The 20,630-nt window shown below is 65.1% G+C and carries 18 protein-coding genes; 12 read left to right on the top strand and 6 right to left on the bottom strand.

The genetic code is table 11. The annotated features are described in order from the left end of the window. Positions 1–12: 12 nt before the first annotated feature. Positions 13–1,989 carry a cation:proton antiporter gene (locus tag ACE3P2_RS12745; protein ID WP_374264999.1) on the bottom strand — a complete coding sequence of 659 codons (1,977 nt, stop codon included), beginning with the start codon at positions 1,987–1,989 and terminating at the stop codon, positions 13–15. Between the two features lie 78 nt (positions 1,990–2,067). Here ACE3P2_RS12745 and ACE3P2_RS12740 point away from each other — a divergent pair, with 78 nt between their 5' ends. From ACE3P2_RS12740 to ACE3P2_RS12720, 5 genes are all read left to right on the top strand, one after another. Then, the gene (locus ACE3P2_RS12740; RefSeq protein ID WP_374264997.1) at positions 2,068–3,060 is read left to right on the top strand and encodes an SIS domain-containing protein; all 993 of its coding nucleotides are present in this window, start codon (positions 2,068–2,070) and stop codon (positions 3,058–3,060) included. A 34-nt stretch (positions 3,061–3,094) separates the two neighbouring features. Continuing rightward, positions 3,095–3,679 (top strand): LPS export ABC transporter periplasmic protein LptC, encoded by a 585-nt coding sequence (gene lptC / locus ACE3P2_RS12735; RefSeq protein ID WP_374264995.1) that lies wholly within the window; start codon positions 3,095–3,097, stop codon positions 3,677–3,679. Continuing rightward, entirely contained in the window at positions 3,676–4,230 is a 555-nt protein-coding gene (gene lptA, locus ACE3P2_RS12730) for a lipopolysaccharide transport periplasmic protein LptA (protein ID WP_374264993.1), read from the top strand. The genes lptC and lptA overlap by 4 nt, the downstream gene beginning before the upstream one ends. Before the next feature lie 239 nt (positions 4,231–4,469). Continuing rightward, positions 4,470–5,030, top strand: coding sequence for a TIGR01841 family phasin (phaP, locus tag ACE3P2_RS12725; protein WP_374264991.1), 561 nt, complete (start codon positions 4,470–4,472; stop codon positions 5,028–5,030). A 267-nt stretch (positions 5,031–5,297) separates the two neighbouring features. After that, entirely contained in the window at positions 5,298–7,535 is a 2,238-nt protein-coding gene (locus tag ACE3P2_RS12720) for an NADP-dependent isocitrate dehydrogenase (protein WP_374264989.1), read from the top strand. 93 nt (positions 7,536–7,628) lie between these two features. Here ACE3P2_RS12720 and icd read toward each other — a convergent pair whose 3' ends face one another. Continuing rightward, positions 7,629–8,873, bottom strand: a complete 1,245-nt coding sequence (gene icd, locus ACE3P2_RS12715; protein ID WP_374264987.1) for an NADP-dependent isocitrate dehydrogenase — start codon at positions 8,871–8,873, stop codon at positions 7,629–7,631. A 357-nt stretch (positions 8,874–9,230) separates the two neighbouring features. Here icd and aceK point away from each other — a divergent pair, with 357 nt between their 5' ends. Together aceK and ACE3P2_RS12705 are read left to right on the top strand one after the other, a co-directional pair. After that, positions 9,231–11,000 carry a bifunctional isocitrate dehydrogenase kinase/phosphatase gene (gene aceK / locus ACE3P2_RS12710; RefSeq protein WP_374264985.1) on the top strand — a complete coding sequence of 590 codons (1,770 nt, stop codon included), beginning with the start codon at positions 9,231–9,233 and terminating at the stop codon, positions 10,998–11,000. A gap of 148 nt (positions 11,001–11,148) precedes the next feature. After that, entirely contained in the window at positions 11,149–13,779 is a 2,631-nt protein-coding gene (locus ACE3P2_RS12705; RefSeq protein ID WP_374264983.1) for a 3-hydroxybutyrate oligomer hydrolase family protein, read from the top strand. Positions 13,780–13,855: 76 nt separating this feature from the next. On the opposite strand, the gene ACE3P2_RS12700 is transcribed toward ACE3P2_RS12705, so the two are convergent. From ACE3P2_RS12700 to coaBC, 3 genes are read right to left on the bottom strand one after another with little or no spacing between them, the layout of a single operon-like run. After that, positions 13,856–14,284 carry an NUDIX domain-containing protein gene (locus ACE3P2_RS12700; RefSeq protein WP_374264981.1) on the bottom strand — a complete coding sequence of 143 codons (429 nt, stop codon included), beginning with the start codon at positions 14,282–14,284 and terminating at the stop codon, positions 13,856–13,858. Beyond that, on the bottom strand, positions 14,284–14,733 hold the full coding sequence (gene dut / locus ACE3P2_RS12695) for a dUTP diphosphatase (protein ID WP_374265115.1): 450 nt from the start codon (positions 14,731–14,733) through the stop codon (positions 14,284–14,286). The genes ACE3P2_RS12700 and dut overlap by 1 nt, the downstream gene beginning before the upstream one ends. Before the next feature lie 25 nt (positions 14,734–14,758). Beyond that, on the bottom strand, positions 14,759–15,949 hold the full coding sequence (gene coaBC / locus ACE3P2_RS12690; RefSeq protein ID WP_374264979.1) for a bifunctional phosphopantothenoylcysteine decarboxylase/phosphopantothenate--cysteine ligase CoaBC: 1,191 nt from the start codon (positions 15,947–15,949) through the stop codon (positions 14,759–14,761). Positions 15,950–15,996: 47 nt separating this feature from the next. Here coaBC and radC point away from each other — a divergent pair, with 47 nt between their 5' ends. From radC to rpmG, 3 genes are all read left to right on the top strand, one after another. Further along, a complete protein-coding gene (radC, locus tag ACE3P2_RS12685; protein WP_374264977.1) occupies positions 15,997–16,674 on the top strand; it encodes a DNA repair protein RadC in 678 nt (225 codons plus the stop codon). 116 nt (positions 16,675–16,790) lie between these two features. After that, entirely contained in the window at positions 16,791–17,027 is a 237-nt protein-coding gene (gene rpmB, locus ACE3P2_RS12680; RefSeq protein ID WP_153161167.1) for a 50S ribosomal protein L28, read from the top strand. A 28-nt stretch (positions 17,028–17,055) separates the two neighbouring features. Beyond that, on the top strand, positions 17,056–17,223 hold the full coding sequence (rpmG, locus tag ACE3P2_RS12675) for a 50S ribosomal protein L33 (RefSeq protein ID WP_153161166.1): 168 nt from the start codon (positions 17,056–17,058) through the stop codon (positions 17,221–17,223). Positions 17,224–17,439: 216 nt separating this feature from the next. On the opposite strand, the gene ACE3P2_RS12670 is transcribed toward rpmG, so the two are convergent. Then, positions 17,440–17,643, bottom strand: coding sequence for a cold-shock protein (locus ACE3P2_RS12670; protein WP_298603546.1), 204 nt, complete (start codon positions 17,641–17,643; stop codon positions 17,440–17,442). Positions 17,644–18,043: 400 nt separating this feature from the next. Between ACE3P2_RS12670 and clpS the strand changes: the two genes are divergently transcribed. After that, positions 18,044–18,352, top strand: a complete 309-nt coding sequence (gene clpS / locus ACE3P2_RS12665) for an ATP-dependent Clp protease adapter ClpS (protein ID WP_374264975.1) — start codon at positions 18,044–18,046, stop codon at positions 18,350–18,352. A 1-nt stretch (position 18,353) separates the two neighbouring features. Beyond that, positions 18,354–20,630, top strand: a complete 2,277-nt coding sequence (gene clpA / locus ACE3P2_RS12660; protein WP_374264973.1) for an ATP-dependent Clp protease ATP-binding subunit ClpA — start codon at positions 18,354–18,356, stop codon at positions 20,628–20,630.

Here is a 20,630-nt window from a genome sequence, read left to right as displayed (position 1 = left end):
GCGCCGATCGGGTCAAAGCCCCTTGTACAGACGCGTCTCGGCGTTGGTAAGCTGGGACGGGGTGCCGAGCAACACCAGCACGTCTTCCAGCTCGAGCATCAGATCGGGCGCCGGGTCGTCCATGCGCACCCGCTGCCGCCGCAGGGCGCTCACCTCGACGCCGAGTTCCTGCAGGCGCAGTTCGGCCAAGCGCTTGCCAATGGCGTAGGTGCCGGCATCCATCGTCACCGAGTGCAGACGCACCTGCTGGCGCTCCTCCAGCGACTCCTCGTGCAGGTGCTCGCCACCCCGATAGATGCCGCGCAGCAGATGGTAGCGCTCGGCGCGAATCTCTCGGATGCGCTTGAGGATGCGTGGCAGCGGAATGCCCACCAGCGCCAGCGCATGGGACGCCAGCATCAGCGACGACTCGACCGACTCGGGCACCACCTCAGCGGCACCGGCCTGCTGCAGGCGCTCCAGATCGACCTCGTCGGCGGTACGCACCACCACCGGCACGTCGGGCCGGCAGGCACGCACCATGCTCATCGCACGCAGCGCCGCATCCGTGTCGGCGTAGGTGATGACCACCACCGACGCCCGCGAGATGCCCGCAGCCATCAAGGTCTCGCGCTTCGCCGCGTCGCCGAACACCACCGTCTCGCCCGCCGCCGCCGCCTCGCGCACCCGCTCCGGATCGAGGTCCAGCGCAATGTAGGTGATGCCTTCCTGCTCCAGCAGCCGGCCCAGATACTGGCCATTGCGCCCGAAGCCGCAGAGGATCGCGTGCTTGTCCACGAACATCGACTGGGTGGCGATGCTGGTCAGCTGCAGCGAACGGCTCATCCACTCGGACGGCACCAGGCGCAGCACGATCTTCTCGCTCGCCTGCACGATCAGCGGGGCCAGCAGCATCGACAGCACCAGCGCCGCCACCACCACCTGCGACAAGGCCGCCGGCAGCAGGCGCGCCTCGTCGATCTGCGACAGCAGCACGAATCCGAACTCACCCCCGGCACACAGCCACAGACCGGTGCGCGCCGCCGTACCCTGTGGACTGCCCAGCAGCCGTGACGCCGCGCCGGCGATCAGGAACTTGCCCACCAGCAACGCCGCCAGCATGGCCAGCACCGCCGGCAGGCTGACGATGATCTGCCCCACGTCGAGGAACATCCCGACGGTGACGAAGAACAGGCCCAGCAGCACGTCGCGGAAAGGCTTGATGTCCTCCTCCACGTGGTAGCGATACTCGGTTTCGGAGATCAGCATACCGGCCAGGAAGGCACCGAGCGCCAGCGACAATCCCGCCGTCTCGGTGAGCCACGCCAGGCCCAGGGTGATCAGCAGCACGTTGAGCATGAACAGCTCGGCCGATTTCTGCCGTGCGACGTAGAAGAACCAGCGTCGCATGATCTTCTGGCCGAAGAACAGCACCACACCGAGCATCAGCACCGCCTTGCCGGTAGCCAGCGCCAGGGTATTGACCAGTTCGTCCGCGGGCCGCGAGAGTGCCGGGATCAGGATCAGCAGCGGCACCACCGCCAGATCCTGGAACAGCAGGACGCCGATCGTCTCGCGGCCATGGCGCGAATCCAGCTCCAGGCGGTCGGACAGCAGCTTGGACAGGATCGCCGTGGACGACATCGCCAGCGTGCCGCCGAGCGCGAATCCCGCCCCCCAGCCCAGACCGCCGAGCCAGCCGACCAGGGTCACCAGCACGATGGAGGCCAGCACCTGCGTCGCCCCCAGTCCGAACACGATGCGCTTCATGCTGTACAACCGCGGCAGCGAGAACTCCAGCCCGATCGTGAACATGAGGAACACCACCCCGAACTCGGCGAGATAGCGCGCGCCGCCCGTGTCGGGCAACAGGTTCATGGCGTGCGGGCCGACGGCCGCGCCAACCGTCAGATAGCCGAGCACCGGCGGCAGGTTGAGGGACCGGAAGATCCCCACCACCAGCACCGCACCGGCAAGAAGAGCGAGCACCAGCTCGAGGGTATTGACCATGGAAGGTGAACGGGGCGCCCGGGACGGGCTGAATAGTCGATCTGATATACTCCTGAGCCCGATTATACCCACGCCGCCATGAGCTCAGCCCCGAATCCCGCCGCGCCCGCCCACGTCATCGATCTCGCCCGCCGTGTGCTCGAGATCGAGGCCGACGCCGTGCGCGCCCTGGTCGACCGGCTGGACGAGCGCTTCGTCACCGCGGTGACGCTGATCCTCGCCTCGAAAGGCCGCGTGATCGTCTCCGGCGTCGGCAAGTCGGGCCACATCGGACGCAAGTTTGCGGCCACCCTCGCCAGCACCGGCACCCCGGCGTATTTCGTGCACGCCGCCGAAGCCGCCCACGGCGACCTCGGCATGATCACCGCCAACGACGTGCTGGTGGCGCTGTCCTATTCCGGCAGCGGCGAGGAACTTCTCAAGATCGTCCCCCTCGTCAAGCGCCAGGGCGCCCGGCTGATCGCCATCACCGGCAATCCCGACTCCCCCCTCGCCCGCGAGGCCGACGTTCACCTCGATGGCGCGGTCCGGGAAGAAGCCTGCCCGCTCAACCTCGCGCCCACCGCCAGCACCACCGCCGCGCTGGCCCTCACCGACGCCCTGGCGGTCGCGCTGCTCGACGCCCGCGGCTTCGGCCCCGACGATTTCGCCCGCTCCCACCCCGGCGGCGCACTGGGCCGCCGCCTGCTCACCCATGTCTCCGACGTGATGCGCAGCGGCGCGGCCGTCCCGCGGGTTGCCGAAGACGCCCTGCTGGCCGACGCCCTGATGGAAATGACCCGTGCCGGCATGGGCATGACCGCCATCGTCGACGCCAACGAGCACATCGTTGGCATCTACACCGACGGCGATCTGCGCCGCTCGCTGGCCAGCGGATGCGACTTCGGCACCGCCCGGGTCGCCGACGTGATGAGCCGCGGCCCCAAGACAATCCACGCCAACGCCCTGGCCGTCGAGGCCGCCGACATGATGGAAACCCGGCGCATCAGCCAACTGCTGGTGGCCGACGCCGGAGGCCGCCTGATCGGCGCGCTGAACCACCACGATCTGATGCTCGCCAAGGTCATCTGATGCGCGCCGCCCACTCTCGCCCGCGGAGCATCCGATGAACGGCCGCGGCCACAGCCTGTTCCCGCTTGTCGTTCTGACGCTGCTCGCCGGCGTGTCGGTGTGGCTCGACCGCGTCACCCAGCAACCGCCCGTCACCAAGACCGACAAGACCCGCCACGAGGCGGACTTCTCGGCCGACAAGCTCACCCTGCACCGCTACGACGTCACCGGCAAGATCCAGTACGTACTGGTCGCCGACCGCATGGTCCACTACGCCGACGACGAATCCACCGAACTCGTCAAACCGCGTCTCAACTACCTCAACCGGCCGGAACCGGTGTGGATCGAATCCAATTTCGCCCAGGTCAGCAAGGACGGCGAGACGGTCGTCCTCACCGACCAGGTCTTCCTGCGTCGCGACGCCCACGCCGACAAGCCCGAATCCACCCTGCGCACCGAAGAGATGACGGTGTGGCCCGACGACGAGAAGATGCGCGCCGACAAGCCCGTCACCCTCACCCAGGGAAAGACGGTGATCACCGCCGAGCGCATGGAAAGCGACAACATCGTCGGCGAGGTCCGGCTCCAAGGCCAGGTCCGCGGCATCCTTTACCGAAATACCCCGACGCCGAAACCATGAAATCCATCTTCCGGCTCAGCGCCTTCAGCCTCACCCTTGCCACGCTCGCCTTCACGGCCGCCCCGTCCTACGCCGAAAAGGCCGACCGGGGCAAACCCGTCAACATCGAGGCCGACAAGGTCACCGTCGACGACAAGAACAAGATCCATATCTTCGAAGGTCACGTGGTGCTCACCCAGGGCACGCTGACCATCCGCAGCGACAAGCTGGTGGTCAGCCAGGACACCGAAGGCTACCAGCGCGGCATCGCCACCGGCGGCGAGGGCGGACTCGCCCGCTTCCGCCAGAAGCGCGAAGGCAAGAACGAATGGGTCGACGGCGAAGGCGAGCGCATCGAGCACGACGCCCGCAGCGAACTGTCGCAGTTCTTCCTGCGCGCCCGCGTGAAGAGCGGCGAGGACGAAGTGCGCGGCCAGTACATCCAGTTCAACGGCGTCACCGAGACCTACCTCGTCACCAACGGCCCCAACGCCACCACGCTGCCGAGCCAGCAAGGCCGCGTGCAGGTCACGATCCAGCCCAAGAAGAAGGACGGCACCGCACCGCAATAAGTGCCTCCGCAGCGCGCAGACCCGCGCCAGCACTTGCTTTCCGGGCGCCACCCAAAACAGGTCAAGGCGCTGTTTACAAAGGAGTTACAGCAGCAAGAAATTTTCTTGTGCGACGCAACAAAAAAGTATTGACAGCACTCCCGTCGTGAATATAATAACCCTCAATGCTGCAACGCACAAAGCATTGCATCGCCAAAGTGTCATCAAAAGTATTCCACCCATTCACGAAGGAGATTGTCATGACCACCCCCGAGCAAATCGTCGCCGCCAACAAGGCCAACGTTGAAACCCTGCTGACCCTGGCCAACACCGCCTTCGCCAGCGCCGAGCGCATCGCCGCCCTGAACCTGAACACCGCCCGTGCCGTGCTGGAAGACTCCGTCGCTTCCGCCAAGGCCCTGCTGGCCGCCAAGGACGTGCAAGAGCTCGTCGCCCTGCAAACCTCCCTGGCCCAGCCGGTCGTCGAGAAGGCTGTCGCCTACTCCCGCAGCATCTACGAAATCGCTTCCCAGACCCAGGAAGAAGTTTCCAAGCTGTTCGAAGCCCAGGTCGCCGAAGCCAACAAGACCTTCGCCGCCGCCCTCGACAAGGCTGCCAAGTCCGCTCCGGCCGGTTCCGACGTTGCCGTCGCCGCCGTGAAGTCCGCGATCGCCGCCGCCAACTCCGCCTACGACAGCGTGACCAAGGCTGCCAAGCAAGTCGCCGAGATCGCCGAAGCCAACGTTGCCGCTGCCACCAGCGCCACCGTCAAGGCTGTCAGCGCCTCCACCCCGGCCAAGTCCTCCAAGAAGGTTGCCTGATCCGGCTTCCTGACGGAAGGACGGCGCCTCCGGGCGCCGCCCGACTGGCTCGAGAAAAGCCCGCCCTGCTTCGGCAGCGCGGGCTTTTTGCATTCCGAAGCCGCCACCGGCGTCGTCAAATTCTCGGCAAGCCCCACACTCAGGATGCAGAGGCGCGGGATACGTGATATTTTTCTCAGGTTGTGAAATCGCATTTCACAAGTAATCCGGGCCAGCGAGGGTTGCACCGGATCGTCGTCAAAAAAATTGAACACTGAGGGAAGACTAATGGCTACTGGGAACTCGAAGATCATCTACACGCTCACGGACGAAGCGCCGCTGCTCGCCACGTGTGCATTTCTTCCCATCATCCGGACCTTCACCAACCCGGCCGGCATCGAAATCGAAAAGGCGGACATCTCCGTCTCCGCCCGCGTGCTGGCCGAATTCGCCGAGTTCCTGACCGATGAGCAAAAGGTGCCGGACACCCTGGCTGAACTGGGCAAGAAGACCCTCGAGCCGGACGCCAACATCATCAAGCTGCCGAACATCAGCGCCTCCGTCGCTCAGCTGAAGGCCTGTGTGAAGGAGCTTCAGGCCAAGGGCTATGCCATCCCGGACTACCCAGAAGCCCCCGCCACCGACGAAGAAAAGGCCATCGCCACCCGCTACGGCAAGTGCCTCGGCTCCGCCGTGAACCCGGTGCTGCGCGAAGGCAACTCCGACCGCCGCGCGCCCCTCGCCGTCAAGAACTACGCCCGCAAGAACCCGCACTCCATGGGCGAATGGAAGCCCTGGTCGCGGACCCACGTGTCCCACATGCACCACGGCGACTTCTACCACGGCGAAAAGTCGATGACCGTCGACAAGGCTCGCAACGTGCGCATGGAACTGATCGCCAAGGGCGGCAAGACCACCGTGCTCAAGCCCAAGCTGGCCCTCCTCGAAGGCGAGATCATCGACTCGATGTTCATGAGCAAGAAGGCGCTGTGCGACTTCTACGAGAAGGAACTGGAAGACTGCCGCGAGTCCGGCATCCTGTTCTCGCTGCACGTGAAGGCCACGATGATGAAGGTCTCGCACCCGATCGTCTTCGGCCACTGCGTCAAGATCTTCTACAAGGAAGCCTTCGAGAAGCACGGCAAGCTGTTCGACGAACTGGGCATCAACGTCAACAACGGCATGGTCGACCTTTACGAGAAGATCAAGACCCTGCCCGAATCCAAGCGCGACGAGATCATCCGCGATCTGCACGCCTGCCAGGAGCACCGTCCGAAGCTGGCGATGGTCGACTCCGCCAAGGGCATCACCAACTTCCACTCGCCCAACGACGTGATCGTCGACGCCTCCATGCCGGCGATGATCCGCCAGGGCGGCAAGATGTGGGGCGCCGACGGCAAGCAGTACGACACCAAGGCCGTCATGCCGGAATCGACCTTCGCCCGCATCTACCAGGAGATGATCAACTTCTGCAAGACCAACGGCAATTTCGACCCGCGCACCATGGGCACCGTGCCGAACGTCGGCCTGATGGCGCAGAAGGCCGAGGAATACGGCTCCCACGACAAGACTTTCGAGATCGCCGAGGACGGCATCGCCAACATCGTCGACATCGACACCGGTGAAGTGCTGCTCACCCAGAACGTCGAAGCCGGCGACATCTGGCGCATGTGCCAGGTGAAGGACGCCCCGATCCGCGACTGGGTCAAGCTGGCCGTCACCCGCGCCCGCAACTCCAACACCCCGGCCGTATTCTGGCTCGACCCGTACCGCCCGCACGAGAACGAGCTGATCAAGAAGGTCCAGAAGTACCTGAAGGACCACGACACGACCGGCCTCGAGATCCACATCATGTCCCAGGTCCGCGCGATGCGCTTCACCCTGGAGCGCGTGATCCGCGGCCTCGACACCATCTCGGTGACCGGCAACATCCTGCGCGACTACCTGACCGACCTGTTCCCGATCATGGAACTGGGCACCAGCGCCAAGATGCTCTCCATCGTTCCGCTGATGGCGGGCGGCGGCATGTACGAAACCGGCGCCGGCGGCTCCGCGCCGAAGCATGTCCAGCAGCTCACCGAGGAAAACCACCTGCGCTGGGATTCGCTGGGCGAGTTCCTGGCGCTGGCCGTGTCGCTGGAAGACCTCGGCATCAAGGAAGGCAACAAGAAGGCCGTGCTGCTCGCCAAGACCCTGGACGCCGCCACCGGCAAGCTGCTCGACAACCGCAAGTCGCCGTCGCCCAAGACCGGGGAACTCGACAACCGCGGTTCGCAGTTCTATCTGGCCATGTACTGGGCCCAGGAACTGGCCAACCAGACCGAAGACGCGGAACTCGCCGCCCACTTCGCCAAGCTGGCCAAGACCCTCACCGACAGCGAAGCGCAGATCGTCGCCGAGCTGAAGACCGTCCAGGGCAAGGCCGTGGATATCGGCGGCTACTACAAGGCCGATTCCGACAAGTGCAAGGCCGTGATGCGTCCGAGCCCCACGCTCAACGCCGCCCTCAAGGCTGCCCGCGTCTAAGCCGCGCGTCGTCGTCAAGCAAAACGCCGTTTCCCTCACGGGAAACGGCGTTTTTTATTGGCGGGGCGACTGGCGCCCCGACCTGTCCCGGGATTACATCCGCGCGATCATTGCATCGCCGAACTCCGAGCACGACAACTCGTTGGCGCCGTCCATCAGGCGCGCGAAGTCGTAAGTGACCTGCTTGTCGCCGATCGCCGCCTCCATCGCGCGGATCACCAGATCGGCCGCCTCACGCCAGCCGATGTGGCGCAGCATCATCTCGGCCGAGAGAATCAACGAGCCGGGATTCACCTTGTCGAGACCGGCGTACTTGGGCGCGGTGCCATGGGTCGCCTCGAAGCAGGCGTACTGGTCGGAAATGTTCGCCCCCGGCGCGATGCCGATACCGCCCACCTGCGCCGCCAGCGCGTCGGAGATATAGTCGCCGTTGAGGTTGCAGCAGGCGATCACGTCGTACTCGGCCGGGCGCAGGAGGATCTGCTGCAGGAAGGCGTCCGCAATGGCGTCCTTGATGACGATCTCGCGGCCGGTCTTCGGGTTGGCGAACTTGCACCACGGGCCGCCGTCGATCGGCTGGGCGCCGAACTCGCTCTGCGCCAGCTTGTAGCCCACATCGCGAAAGAGGCCCTCGGTGAACTTCATGATGTTGCCCTTGTGCACCAGCGTCACCGAGCGGCGGTCGTTGTCGATGGCGTACTTGATGGCCGCCCGGACGAGGCGCGACGTGCCCTCCACCGACACCGGCTTGACACCGATGCCACAGTGCTCGGGGAAGCGGATCTTCTTGACGCCCATTTCCTCGCGCAGGAACTTGATGACCTTCTCGGCACCTTCCGAATCGGCCTGCCATTCGACCCCGGCGTAGATGTCCTCGGTGTTCTCGCGGAAGATCACCATGTCGGTCTTGGTCGGGTCCTTCAGGGGCGATGGCACGCCCTTGAAGTAGCGCACCGGCCGCAGGCACTGGTACAGATCGAGTTCCTGGCGCAGCGCGACGTTGAGGGAGCGGATGCCACCACCCACCGGCGTGGTCATCGGCCCCTTGATCGACACCGAGTATTCGCGCAGGGCGTCGAAGGTCTCCTTGGGCAGCCACTCGTCGGGGCCGTAGAGCTGGGTGGATTTCTCGCCGGCGTAGACCTCCATCCAGTGGATCTTCCGCTTGCCGCCGTAGGCCTTGGCGACCGCAGCGTCGATGACCTTGATCATCACCGGGGTGATGTCGACCCCGATGCCGTCACCCTCGATGAACGGGATGATCGGGTTGTCGGGCGTGGCCTGGCCCGGAACGATTTTTTGACCGCCGGCCGGCACCTTGATCAGAGAAGCACTCATTCCAACTCCCTCGCATAGATTTAGCATCGAACGGGCGGATCGGCCCGGGGAAGGAAACTGCGCCGCAAGGCTTTCCGCGAGGAACGCCACCGGCAGGACACACCCCGCCACCGACTCGCAGCCTACCCCGCCCATCCCGTTGCCGGACGGGGCAAACGCCATCGATTATGGACGAAACGGCAGCCGGGTCAAAGCCTCCGATCGCCGCGGCCAGCAAGGCTTTCCACGCCGCAGTGCACCAACTCCGGCCCTCCCTGCCGGGGCCCGTCGCGGTGCTAAACTCGTCGTTATTGAGGGCGCGCCGGGCCGCCGCCACGCGCCGGACACCGCATCGACAGCAGGGGAAAGGGAGGCACGATGGACAGCAGCACCCACGAAAACCCGGTCGCTCAGGCCATCGCCCAGGCGATGGTCGAAGGCTTCAACAAGCACTACCGGATCTTCCGCGAAACCTCCCGTCGTGCCAAGGAAAGCTACGAGGCCGCCGACTGGCAGGACCAGCTCTCGGCGGTGCGCGAGCGCGTGCAGTTCTACGACGACCGGGTGGTCGAGACCGTGCAGCGCCTGCATGAGGAGTTCAACGCCGAGGCGATCGACGATGCGACCTGGCAGGCGGTCAAGCTGCAGTACATCGGGCTGCTCATCAACCACAAGCAGCCCGAACTGGCCGAAACCTTCTTCAACTCGGTCACGACCAAAATCCTGCACCGCGACTACTTCAACAACGACTACATCTTCGCCCGTCCGGCCATTTCAACCGACTACATCGAATCCTTCCCGCCCACGTACTCGAGCTACTACCCGCAAGACCAGGGCCTGCGCGCGACGATTCGCCGGGTGATCGAGGATTTCGACTGGCAGCGCAGCTTCGAGGATCTCGACCGCGACGTGGATTACGTGATGCGCACCATCGAGAAGCACCTGGGCGAATGGCCGAAGATGGAGGTCAACTGCCAGATTCAGGTGCTCTACTCGGCCTTCTACCGCAACAAGACGGCCTACATCATCGGCAAGGCCATCAACGGCTATCAGGAATACCCCTTCGTGATCGCCGTGCGCCACGGCGCCTCGGGGATGCTGTACCTGGACACCATCCTCCTCGACACCTGGCGCATCTCGCTGCTGTTCTCGTTGTCGCGCGCTTACTTCCTGGTGGACATGGAGGTGCCGTCGGGCTACGTGCAGTTCCTGCGCAGCATCATGCCCACCAAGCCGCGCTCCGAGCTCTACACGATGCTGGGCCTCGGCAAGCAGGGCAAGACGATCTTCTTCCGCGATCTCATCGCCCACCTGCGCCACTCCAACGACCAGTTCATCGAGGCGCCGGGCATCCGCGGGCTGGTGATGCTGGTGTTCACGCTGCCGTCCTATCCCTACGTCTTCAAGATCATCAAGGACGTGTTCGGCAGCTCGAAGAACATGGACCGCGCCACGGTAAAGAAGAAATACCTGCTGGTCCGCCAGGTGGACCGGGTCGGGCGAATGGCCGACACCCTCGAGTTCTCCAACGTCGCCCTGCCGCGCAGCCGCTTCCATCCCGACCTCATCACCCAGCTCCGCCAGCTCGCCCCGTCGGTCATCGAGGAGGCCGGCGAAACGCTCGTCATCAAGCACCTGTACATCGAACGCCGCATGACGCCGCTCAACATCTACCTCGACAAGGCCACCGAGGAGCAGGTGGACCACGCCGTGCGCGAATACGGCCAGGCCATCAGCGAACTGGCCATCGCCAACATCTTCCCCGGCGACATGCTGTGGAAGAACTTCGGCGTCACCCGCTACGGCCGCGTCGTGTTCTACGACTACGACGAGATCGAGTACATGACCGACTGCAACTTCCGCAAGATCCCTCCGGCCCCCAACGAAGAAGCCGAGATGGCCAGCGAGCCGTGGTACACCGCCGGCCCGATGGACGTCTTTCCCGAAGAATTCGCCACCTTCCTGCTCGGCCAGATGAAGATCCGCAAGGCCTTCATGAAGCACCACCGCCGCCTGCTCGACCCCCGCTTCTGGCAGGACGCCCAGGAAAAGATCCGCAGCGGCTACGTCGAGGACTTTTACCCCTACCCGGTCGAACTGCGCTTCTGCAACGCCTTCGCTGACGCCGTGCCACCGCCCGACGCCTGAGGCCCACCCTCCCGCACCCCGCCGGCCCGTCCGGCGGCGGCCTCCCGTTCGCGTAAACCCCAGTGTCGCCCGCGCCCGCCAGGCACCACTATCCGATCCGGATGCCGCAGCAGCGGCACCATCCCGAACTCATAATCGGAGGAGACACATGAAGAACCGGTTTCGCCTGCGGGCCCTCACTCTCGCCGTCAGCGGCGCCCTGATCCTGACCGCCTGCGGCGGCAGCGGCAGCCACCACGACAGCCTCAGCGGTACCGCCGCCGAAGGCCTCGCCATCGCCAACACCACCGTCAGTGTCAAGGACGCGGGCGGCACCGTGCGCACCGCCACCACCGACGCCAGCGGCAACTACAGCCTCGACACCAGCGGCCTCAGCTACCCGCTGATGCTCCAGGTCACCGGCAGCAAGGGCACTTGGCACGCCCTCGTCACCGCCGATGACCGCGGCAAGCCGGCCAACATCAACAACGTCACCGACAGCATCGCCCTCGCCGCCCTCGGCGTTGCCGCCAATGCCGACCTGCAATCCGCCTTCGCCGCCGGCAGCTTCCGCAACGTGAGCGCCGCCGCCGTCGCGAGCGCCGACCAGAAGCTCCTCGACGCCCTCGAAGCCGAACTCGGCAAACGTCCCGAGAGCCTGCGCAGCGCCCGCTTCACCCCCGGCACCCCCGACGCCGATGGCGACGAGACCGACCGCCTGCTCACCCTCGTCGAAGCCCGCCCGAGCGGCGGCGGCTTCGGCACCTACAACGTGCTGCCCGAAAAAATCTGGGCCGACACCTACACCACCAAGACCTACGACGGCGTGAGCGACGATCTGCTCACTGCCGGCTACGGCAAGACCGGCCTCGCCGCCGCCACCACCGCGATCTTCGGTAGCGCCGCCGATCTGCGCCGCTACGCCATCCACACCAACTACCGGGCGCTGGTGGACGCCAACAAGGCCGCCGGCGGCTTCGGCACCCTGTACGGGCCCAACATCGACATCAACGGCAACGACACCCTCGGTGAAGGCAAGATCGCCGGTCTCGAAGCCATCGCATACTCGGGTGACGCCAGCGGCAAGCGCAAGGTCACGCTGATGGTCCAGGTGCCCGACAGCTTCGATCCCACCAAGCCGTGCATCGTCACCGCCACCTCGTCCGGCTCCCGCGGCATCTACGGCGCCATCGGCACCTCCGGCGAATGGGGCCTCAAGCACGGCTGCGCCGTCGCCTACACCGACAAGGGCAGTGGCAATGGCATGCACGACCTGGCGCGCGATACCGTCAACATGATCGACGGCACCGTCCAGACCGCCTCCAGCGCCGGCAAGAAGGCCCACTTCGCCGCCGATCTCAGCAAGACCCAGCTCGACGCCCTGAACGCCGCCTTCCCCAACCGCATCGCCTACAAGCACGCCCACTCCGCCCAGAACCCCGAGCGCGACTGGGGCCGCAACACCCTCGACGCGATTGCCTTCGCCTTCTACGTGCTCAACGAGCAATACTCGACCGCCGACGCCAGTGGCAAGAAACCGCGCGTGATCCGCCCGGCCAACACCATCGTGATCGCCTCGTCCGTTTCCAACGGCGCCGGCGCCGCGCTGATGGCCGCCGAGCAGGACAAGCTCGGCCTCATCGACGGCGTGGCGGTGAGCGAACCGCAGATCCAGCCGAAGGACGTCGGCGGCCTCACCATCAAGCAGGGCAGCGCCACCGTGCCGACCATCGGTAAGCCGCTCCTCGACTACTTCACCTACGCCAACCTCTACCAACCCTGCGCCGCCCTCGCCACGGCGGCGGCCGGTGGTCCGCCCGCCGCAGCGCTGGCGCTCTACGCCGCCGACCGCTGCACCTCACTCAAGGAAAAAGGGCTGCTCAGCGCCGCCACCGCCCAGGGGCAAGCCGACGAAGCCCTGCAGAAGCTCCACGCCTACGGCTGGGCCGACGAACACGACGCACTGCACGCCACCCACCACGCCTTCGCCACGCCCTCCATCGTCGTCACCTACCTCAACGCACTGGGCCGCTTCAGCGTCGCCGACAACGTCTGCGGATTCAGCTTCGCCACCACGTCGGGCACCGGGGCCGTCACCGCCACCGCGGCCCTCGTCCAGTCGATGATCTTCTCGGTCGGTAACGGCGTGCCGCCCACCAGCGGCATCAACCTGGTTTACAACGACGCCGTCGGCGGCCCCACGCGGGACATCAACGCCCGCTCGCCCTCCACCAACCGCGCCGACGGCGCGCTGGACGGCGCCCTGTGCGCCCGCGCCCTCGCCACCGGCATCGATCCGGTCACCGGCGCGCGCCTCACCGGCCCCCAGCTCGCCCTCTCGGAACGCGTGCAGAAAGGCATCCGCGAGGTACAGGTGGAAGGCCAGCTCGGCAACCGGCCAACCATCGTCGTCGCCGGCCGCAGCGATACGCTGATTCCGGTCAACCACGCCGCCCGCGCCTACGTCGGCGCCAGCCAGCGGGCCGGCAGCAGCCTGCTGCGCTACTACGAAGTCACCAACGCCCAGCACTTCGACAGCTTCATCGACCTGCTGCCGGGCTACGACAACCGCCTCGTGCCGTTGCACGTGTACTTCAACCAAGCCCTCGACCTGATGTACGCGCACCTGCGCAGCGGCGCCCTGCTACCCGCCTCGCAAGTGGTGCGCACCACGCCGCGCGGTGGCGTGGCCGGCAACGCGCCGGCGATCGGCGCCGCCAACGTGCCCCCCATCGCCACCACCCCGGCGGCGGGCAACGCGATCACTTACGCCGGCGGCACCCTGAGCGTCCCGGACTGATCCGGTATCCGCCCAGACGAAAAAGCCCGGCACAACGTGCCGGGCTTTTTTGTGCAGCGCCACCGCGCATCGCCGGTCAGGTCCAGCCCGACTCCCGGATCCACGGCGAATCGCCCTGCCGCAGCGCCTCGCGGATGTAAGGCACCGTAGCCTCGGGCAGCGCGTTCCGCGCGCACCAGTACAAGTCGTCGCAGCGGTGCGGCTCGGCAATCCGCGGCTCGCCGGACCACTCGAGCGCACGCACAAAGAAGTCGATCCGATTGGTGTCGGAACGCCGATGCACCACCCCCACCGTAACCAGAGCCGCCTCGGCCACGTCGATCCCCAGCTCCTCGCGCATCTCACGCACGGCCGTGGCGCGGATCGACTCCCCCTCCTCCACGTGGCCGCCGGGCAGGCTGTAGAGGCCATCGAAGAAACCCGTGCCCGCGCGGCGCATCAGCAGCACGCTGCCGTCCCGCTCGAGCAGCACGTGCACACCGGTCGGGATGCCCGTCCGGCCCATCAGTGCTTGCCCGTGCTGCCGAAGCCGCCTTCGCCGCGCGCGCTCTCGTCGAACGACTCCACCACGTTGAAGCCCACCTGCAGCACCGGCACCACCACCAGCTGGGCCACACGCTCCATCGGCTGAATGACGAAATGATCGTGCCCCCGGTTCCAGACCGACACGAAGATCTGCCCCTGGTAATCCGAGTCGATCAAGCCCACCAGGTTGCCGAGTACGATCCCGTGCTTGTGCCCCAGGCCGGAGCGCGGCAGGATCATCGCCGCCAGACCCGGATCGGCGAGGTGGATCGCGATGCCGGTCGGCACCAGCGTGGTGTGCCCCGGGGCCAGATCGATCGGCGCATCCAGGCAGGCGCGCAGATCGAGCCCGGCCGAGCCACTCGTGGCGTAAGCCGGCGGCTGCTGCTTGAGGCGGTCGTCGAGGATGCGGATGTCAATACGGTGCATGATCGGAGTGCTCATGTTGGAAGGGTCAGGATTGGGGCAACAGGCCCGCCAGATGCGCGACGATGGCGCGAGCCACGTCCGGCTTGGGCGCCCGCGGCAGCGGATGCCGACCGGCGGCGTCGAACAGCACCACCTCGTTGTCGTCGCCGCCGAGGCCGTCCTGCACCAGATTGCCGACGATCAGCGGCAACTTCTTGGCCTTGCGCTTGCCCTCGGCGTATTCGTCCAGGTTGCGGCTCTCGGCGGCGAAACCCACGCAGAACGGCGGATTCGGCAGCCCGGCCACGTCGGCGAGGATGTCCGGGTTCGGCGTCAGCGTGATCGCCATCTCGGCGCCGGACTTCTTGATCTTGTGTTCGGCCGAGGCCATCGGGCGATAGTCGGCGACAGCCGCGACGCCGATGAACACGTCGGCACCGGGCAACGCCGCGAAGACCGCGTCGCGCATCTCCAGGGCGCTCCGGACGCTCACCCGCGCGCAGCCCGCCGGCACCGGCAGGGCCACCGGGCCGCTCACCAGGGTAACCTCGGCGCCGGCCTGGGCGCAGGCACGGGCCAGGCCGTAAGCCATCTTGCCCGAGCTGGAGTTGGTGATGCCCCGCACCGGATCGATCGCCTCGAACGTCGGCCCCGCCGTCATCACGATGCGCCGGCCAGCCAGCAACTTGGGCTGAAAGAAGCCGATCACCGCCTCGCACAACGCCTCGGGCTCCAGCATGCGCCCGAGGCCCACTTCGCCACAGGCCTGCTCGCCGGCGTCCGGTCCCAACAGCGTCACGCCGTCGGCCACCAGCTGGGCCGCGTTGCGCCGCGTCGCCGGGTGCTCCCACATCTGGCGGTTCATCGCCGGCGCCACCAGCAGCGGACAATCGCGGGCGAGGCACAGCGTGGTGAGCAGGTCGTCGGCCTGGCCGTGGGCGAGTTTCGCCATCACGTCGGCGGTGGCCGGCGCGATCAGGATCGCGTCCGCGTCACGGGTCAGGTCGATGTGCGCCATGTTGTTGTCCATGCGCGGATCCCACAGGTCGGTCCACACCCGGTTGCCCGACAGCGCCTGGAAAGTGACCGCCGTGACGAAGCGCGCACCGCTTTCGGTGAGCACCACGTGCACGTCCGCGCCCGCCTTGCCCAGCAACCGCGTGAGTTCTGCCGCCTTGTACGCCGCCACCCCGCCGGTCACGCCCAGCACCAGTTTCCTGCCCTTCAGCTCGCTCATGCCAATGTTATTATCCGCAACTTTCGGAAGCTGGAATTGTACACGCCATGGCAATCACCGACTGGCCCGTCGACGAGCGCCCCCGAGAGCGCCTGCTCGCCCAGGGCGCCGCAGCCCTGTCGGACGCCGAACTGCTGGCCTTGTTCCTGCGCGTCGGCATCCGCGGCAAGAGCGCGGTCGACCTCGCCCGCGACCTGCTCACGCACTTCGGCAGCCTCTCGGCGCTGTGCACCGCGTCGGCCCCCGCCTTCTCCGCCATCCCCGGCATGGGGCTCGCCAAGTACGCCCAGCTCCAGGCGGTGCTCGAATTGGCCCGACGCGCCCTCGGCGAGGAAATGGCCAGCCGCGACGTCATCGACTCTCCCGCCGCCGTGCGCGACTGGTTGCGCCTGAAGCTCGCCCGTACGCCCCACGAAGTCTTCCTCGTCCTGCTCCTCGACGCCCAGAACCAGGTCATCGGCAGCGAGGAGTTGTTCCGCGGCACCCTCGCCCAGACAGCAGTCTATCCCCGCGAAGTCGTCAAACTGGCCCTCGACCGCAACGCCGCTGCCATCATCCTCGCCCACAATCACCCCTCCGGCGTACAGGAGCCCAGCCACGCCGACAAGGCGCTGACCGACACGCTCAAGCAGGCGCTAGCGCTGGTGGACGTGCGGGTTCTGGACCATTTCATCGTCGCCGGCAATGCCCCGCCGTTCTCCTTCGCCGAACGCGGCCTGCTCTGATGCGCCCGCCTCCAGCGAGCACTTCACACGAAAATTGCAGCAAGGCCTTGATTCGACCGAACTTCATCACCTATAATCGACGGTCTTACCGAATCAAAACCAGTTTGGAGCAACAAATGGCTCGCGTTTGCCAAGTGACCGGAAAAGCACCGATGGTGGGCAACAATGTTTCCCACGCGAACAACAAGACCAAGCGCCGTTTCCTCCCGAACCTGCAGAACCGCAAGTTCTGGAGCGAAGCCGAGAACCGCTGGGTGCGCCTGCGCGTATCCAACGCTGCCCTGCGCACCATTGACAAGAAAGGCATCGACGAAGTCGTCGCCGAGCTGCGCGCTCGCGGCGAGAAGGTCTGAGCCTTTTAACACCAGGAGATAAATCGAAATGGCAAAAGGCGGCCGCGAAAAGATCAAGCTCGAGTCCACCGCTGGGACCGGGCACTTCTACACCACCTCCAAGAACAAGCGCACCACCCCGAACAAGCTTGAGTTCAGCAAGTACGACCCCGTTGCCCGCAAGCACGTGCCGTACAAGGAAGTGAAACTCAAGTAATTGCTTCCGGCACGCGATTACCGCTTGTTGCACTGCTAGCTTCAGACAAAAAACCCGCCTTGAGCGGGTTTTTTGTTGCCCGACACTTTTGAAGAACTCACCCGGAAACCAGCCCCGCCGATCGGCAACACAAAAACAAAACCGCCGGCACGCTTTCACGTGCCGGCGGTTGTGGATCACGACGTCAGGACAAAGCCCTGCGCGGACTCGAAGAAATCAAGCGCGCTGAATGTTCGACGCTTGCTTGCCCTTCGGACCTTGAGTGACCTCGAACTGAACCTTCTCCCCCTCCTTCAGCGACTTGAACCCAGCCATGTTGATGGCGGAGAAGTGCGCAAACAGGTCTTCGCTACCATCGTCCGGCGTGATGAAGCCGAAGCCCTTGGCGTCGTTGAACCACTTAACAGTACCAGTTGCCATATTGCAAGTTCCTTCTTGATTTCAGTAATACGATCCGGACTTCCGGTGTGCGCTCGGTCAGGAAAGGGGAGGACTTCCGCGGAGAACTTTCGAGGCTGCCGCCCCGAAAACGCGACGCCAGAACGTCGCCTCTACCTTGTCGCGAACACGGCTCGACTTTTACGTGACTTGATTCGCGGCGTCAACGCATTTGTCGGGTCTCTAATTTGCTGCAGCACAACAAATTTTCGTACTTTTTTTCACAATTTTTCTATCAAAAAAGACAAAAGTCTTATTTCCTCGCAACTTAATATTTTCGTGCAACGCACCAAAAACACCCCGCCGCGACACCTCGAAACGGGCTAAAAAACTGTGCCAATTCTCTCTTGCACAATCATCGAGGTTGTTTAGAATGAGTCGCATGGTCATCAAAAAGCAGGAAGAATCGGTTCTTGAATCAGAGGTCACGCGCGCCAAGCCGCCACCTCTGTTCAAGGTAATGCTCCTCAACGACGATTTCACCCCGATGGATTTCGTGGTGACCGTAATACAGAAATTCTTTGCCATGGACCGCGAACAAGCGACGCGGGTCATGCTCAAAGTCCACAGAGAGGGCGTTGGCGTATGTGGCGTTTTCCCCCGGGACATCGCCGCCACCAAGGTCGAGCAGGTCATCGCGTACGCGCGCCGGCATCAGCATCCGCTGGCGTGCGTCATGGAGGAAAACTGAAATGATCGCGCAAGAGCTGGAAGTCAGTCTGCACATGGCCTTTGTCGAAGCACGACAGAAGCGTCATGAGTTCATCACCGTGGAGCATCTCCTGCTCGCGCTGCTCGACAACCCGTCCGCTGCGGAGGTGCTGCGCGCCTGCGCCGCCAAGACCGACGAGTTGCGCAAGGAACTGACCGACTTCGTCAATGAGCACACACCCAAGGTGGAAGGCTCCGAAGACATCGACACCCAGCCGACCCTCGGCTTCCAGCGGGTCATCCAGCGCGCCATCCTGCACGTCCAGTCCTCGGGCAAGAAAGAGGTCACGGGGGCCAACGTGCTGGTTGCGATCTTCGGCGAAAAGGACTCCCACGCGGTTTACTTCCTGCAGCGGCAGAACATCTCCCGCCTCGACGTGGTGAACTTCATCTCCCACGGCATCACCAAGACGCCGCAGCCGGGTGCCAATCCGCAGCGCCCTTCGGGCGACGCCGAGCAGGGCGATCAGGAACAGGAAGCCGCGACGCCCGGCGGCGCCCTCGACAATTACACCCAGAACCTCAACCAGCAGGCACTCCTCGGCAAGATCGACCCGCTGATCGGCCGCGACAAGGAAGTCGAGCGCGTCATCCAGACCCTCTGCCGTCGGCGCAAGAACAATCCGCTGCTGGTCGGCGAGGCCGGCGTCGGCAAGACCGCGATCGCCGAAGGCCTGGCGCGCCGCATCGTCGAAGGCCGCGTACCCGACATTCTGGCCGACGCCCAGGTCTACGCTCTCGACATGGGCGCGCTGCTGGCCGGCACCAAGTATCGCGGCGACTTCGAGCAACGCCTGAAGGCAGTCCTCAAGCAACTCGTCGAGCACAACAACGCGATCCTGTTCATCGACGAGATCCACACCCTGATCGGCGCCGGCGCTGCCTCGGGCGGCACGCTCGATGCGTCGAACCTGCTCAAGCCGGCCTTGTCTTCCGGCCAGCTCAAGTGCATCGGCGCCACCACCTACACCGAGTTCCGTCAGATCTTCGAAAAGGACCACGCCCTGTCGCGGCGCTTCCAGAAGGTCGACGTAGTCGAGCCCTCGGTCAATGAGACCGTGGAGATCCTCAAGGGCCTGAAATCCCGCTTCGAACAGCACCACGGCATCAAATACTCCGCCTCGGCGCTGTCCAGCGCCGCCGAGCTGTCGGCCCGCTACATCAACGACCGCCACCTGCCCGACAAGGCCATCGATGTGATCGACGAGGCTGGTGCCGCCCAACGCATCCTGCCCAAGTCACGCCAGAAAAAGCTCATCGGCAAGACCGAGATCGAGGAGATTGTCGCCAAGATCGCCCGCATTCCGCCGCGCAACGTTTCCAACGACGACCGCGCCGCGCTCAAGACGCTCGACCGAGACCTGAAGAACGTCGTGTTCGGCCAGGACGCCGCCATCGAGGCGCTCGCCAAGGCAATCAAGATGTCCCGGTCCGGCCTCGGCAACCCGCAGAAGCCGATCGGCGCCTTCCTGTTCAGCGGCCCCACCGGTGTCGGCAAGACCGAAGTCGCCCGCCAGCTCGCCTACACCCTCGGCATCGAGCTGGTGCGTTTCGACATGTCGGAATACATGGAGCGTCACGCGGTGTCGCGCCTCATCGGCGCGCCGCCGGGCTACGTCGGCTTCGATCAGGGCGGCCTGCTCACCGAACAGGTCAACAAGAAGCCCCATTGCGTGCTGCTCCTCGACGAGATCGAAAAGGCCCATCCGGACATCTACAACATCCTGCTGCAGGTGATGGACCACGGCACGCTCACTGACAACAACGGTCGGCAGGCGGATTTCCGCAACGTGATCCTGATCATGACCACCAACGCTGGCGCAGAGACGATGCAGAAAACGGTCATGGGCTTCTCGGCCAAGCGCGAAGCGGGCGACGAAATGGCCGAGATCAAACGCCTGTTCTCGCCGGAGTTCCGCAACCGGCTCGACGGCACGATCTCGTTCAAGGCGCTCGACGCCGACATCATCATGCGGGTTGTCGACAAGTTCCTGATGCAGCTCGAAGCTCAGCTCCACGAGAAGAAGGTCGAAGCCCACTTCACCGAAAAGCTCAAGAACTGGCTCGGCCAGAAGGGGTTCGACCCCCTCATGGGCGCCCGCCCGATGGCACGCCTGATTCAGGACACGATCCGTTCGGCACTCGCCGACGAACTGCTGTTCGGCCGGCTCGCCAACGGCGGCAGCGTTGTCATCGACATCGACGACAACGGCAAGGCGCTGCTGCAATTCGAGGAATTGGCGGAAGCTACGGTATAG

The sequence above is a fragment of the Zoogloea sp. genome (assembly GCF_041911615.1).
Classification (GTDB): domain Bacteria; phylum Pseudomonadota; class Gammaproteobacteria; order Burkholderiales; family Rhodocyclaceae; genus Zoogloea.
This window is presented reverse-complemented; position numbering and strand designations above follow the sequence as displayed.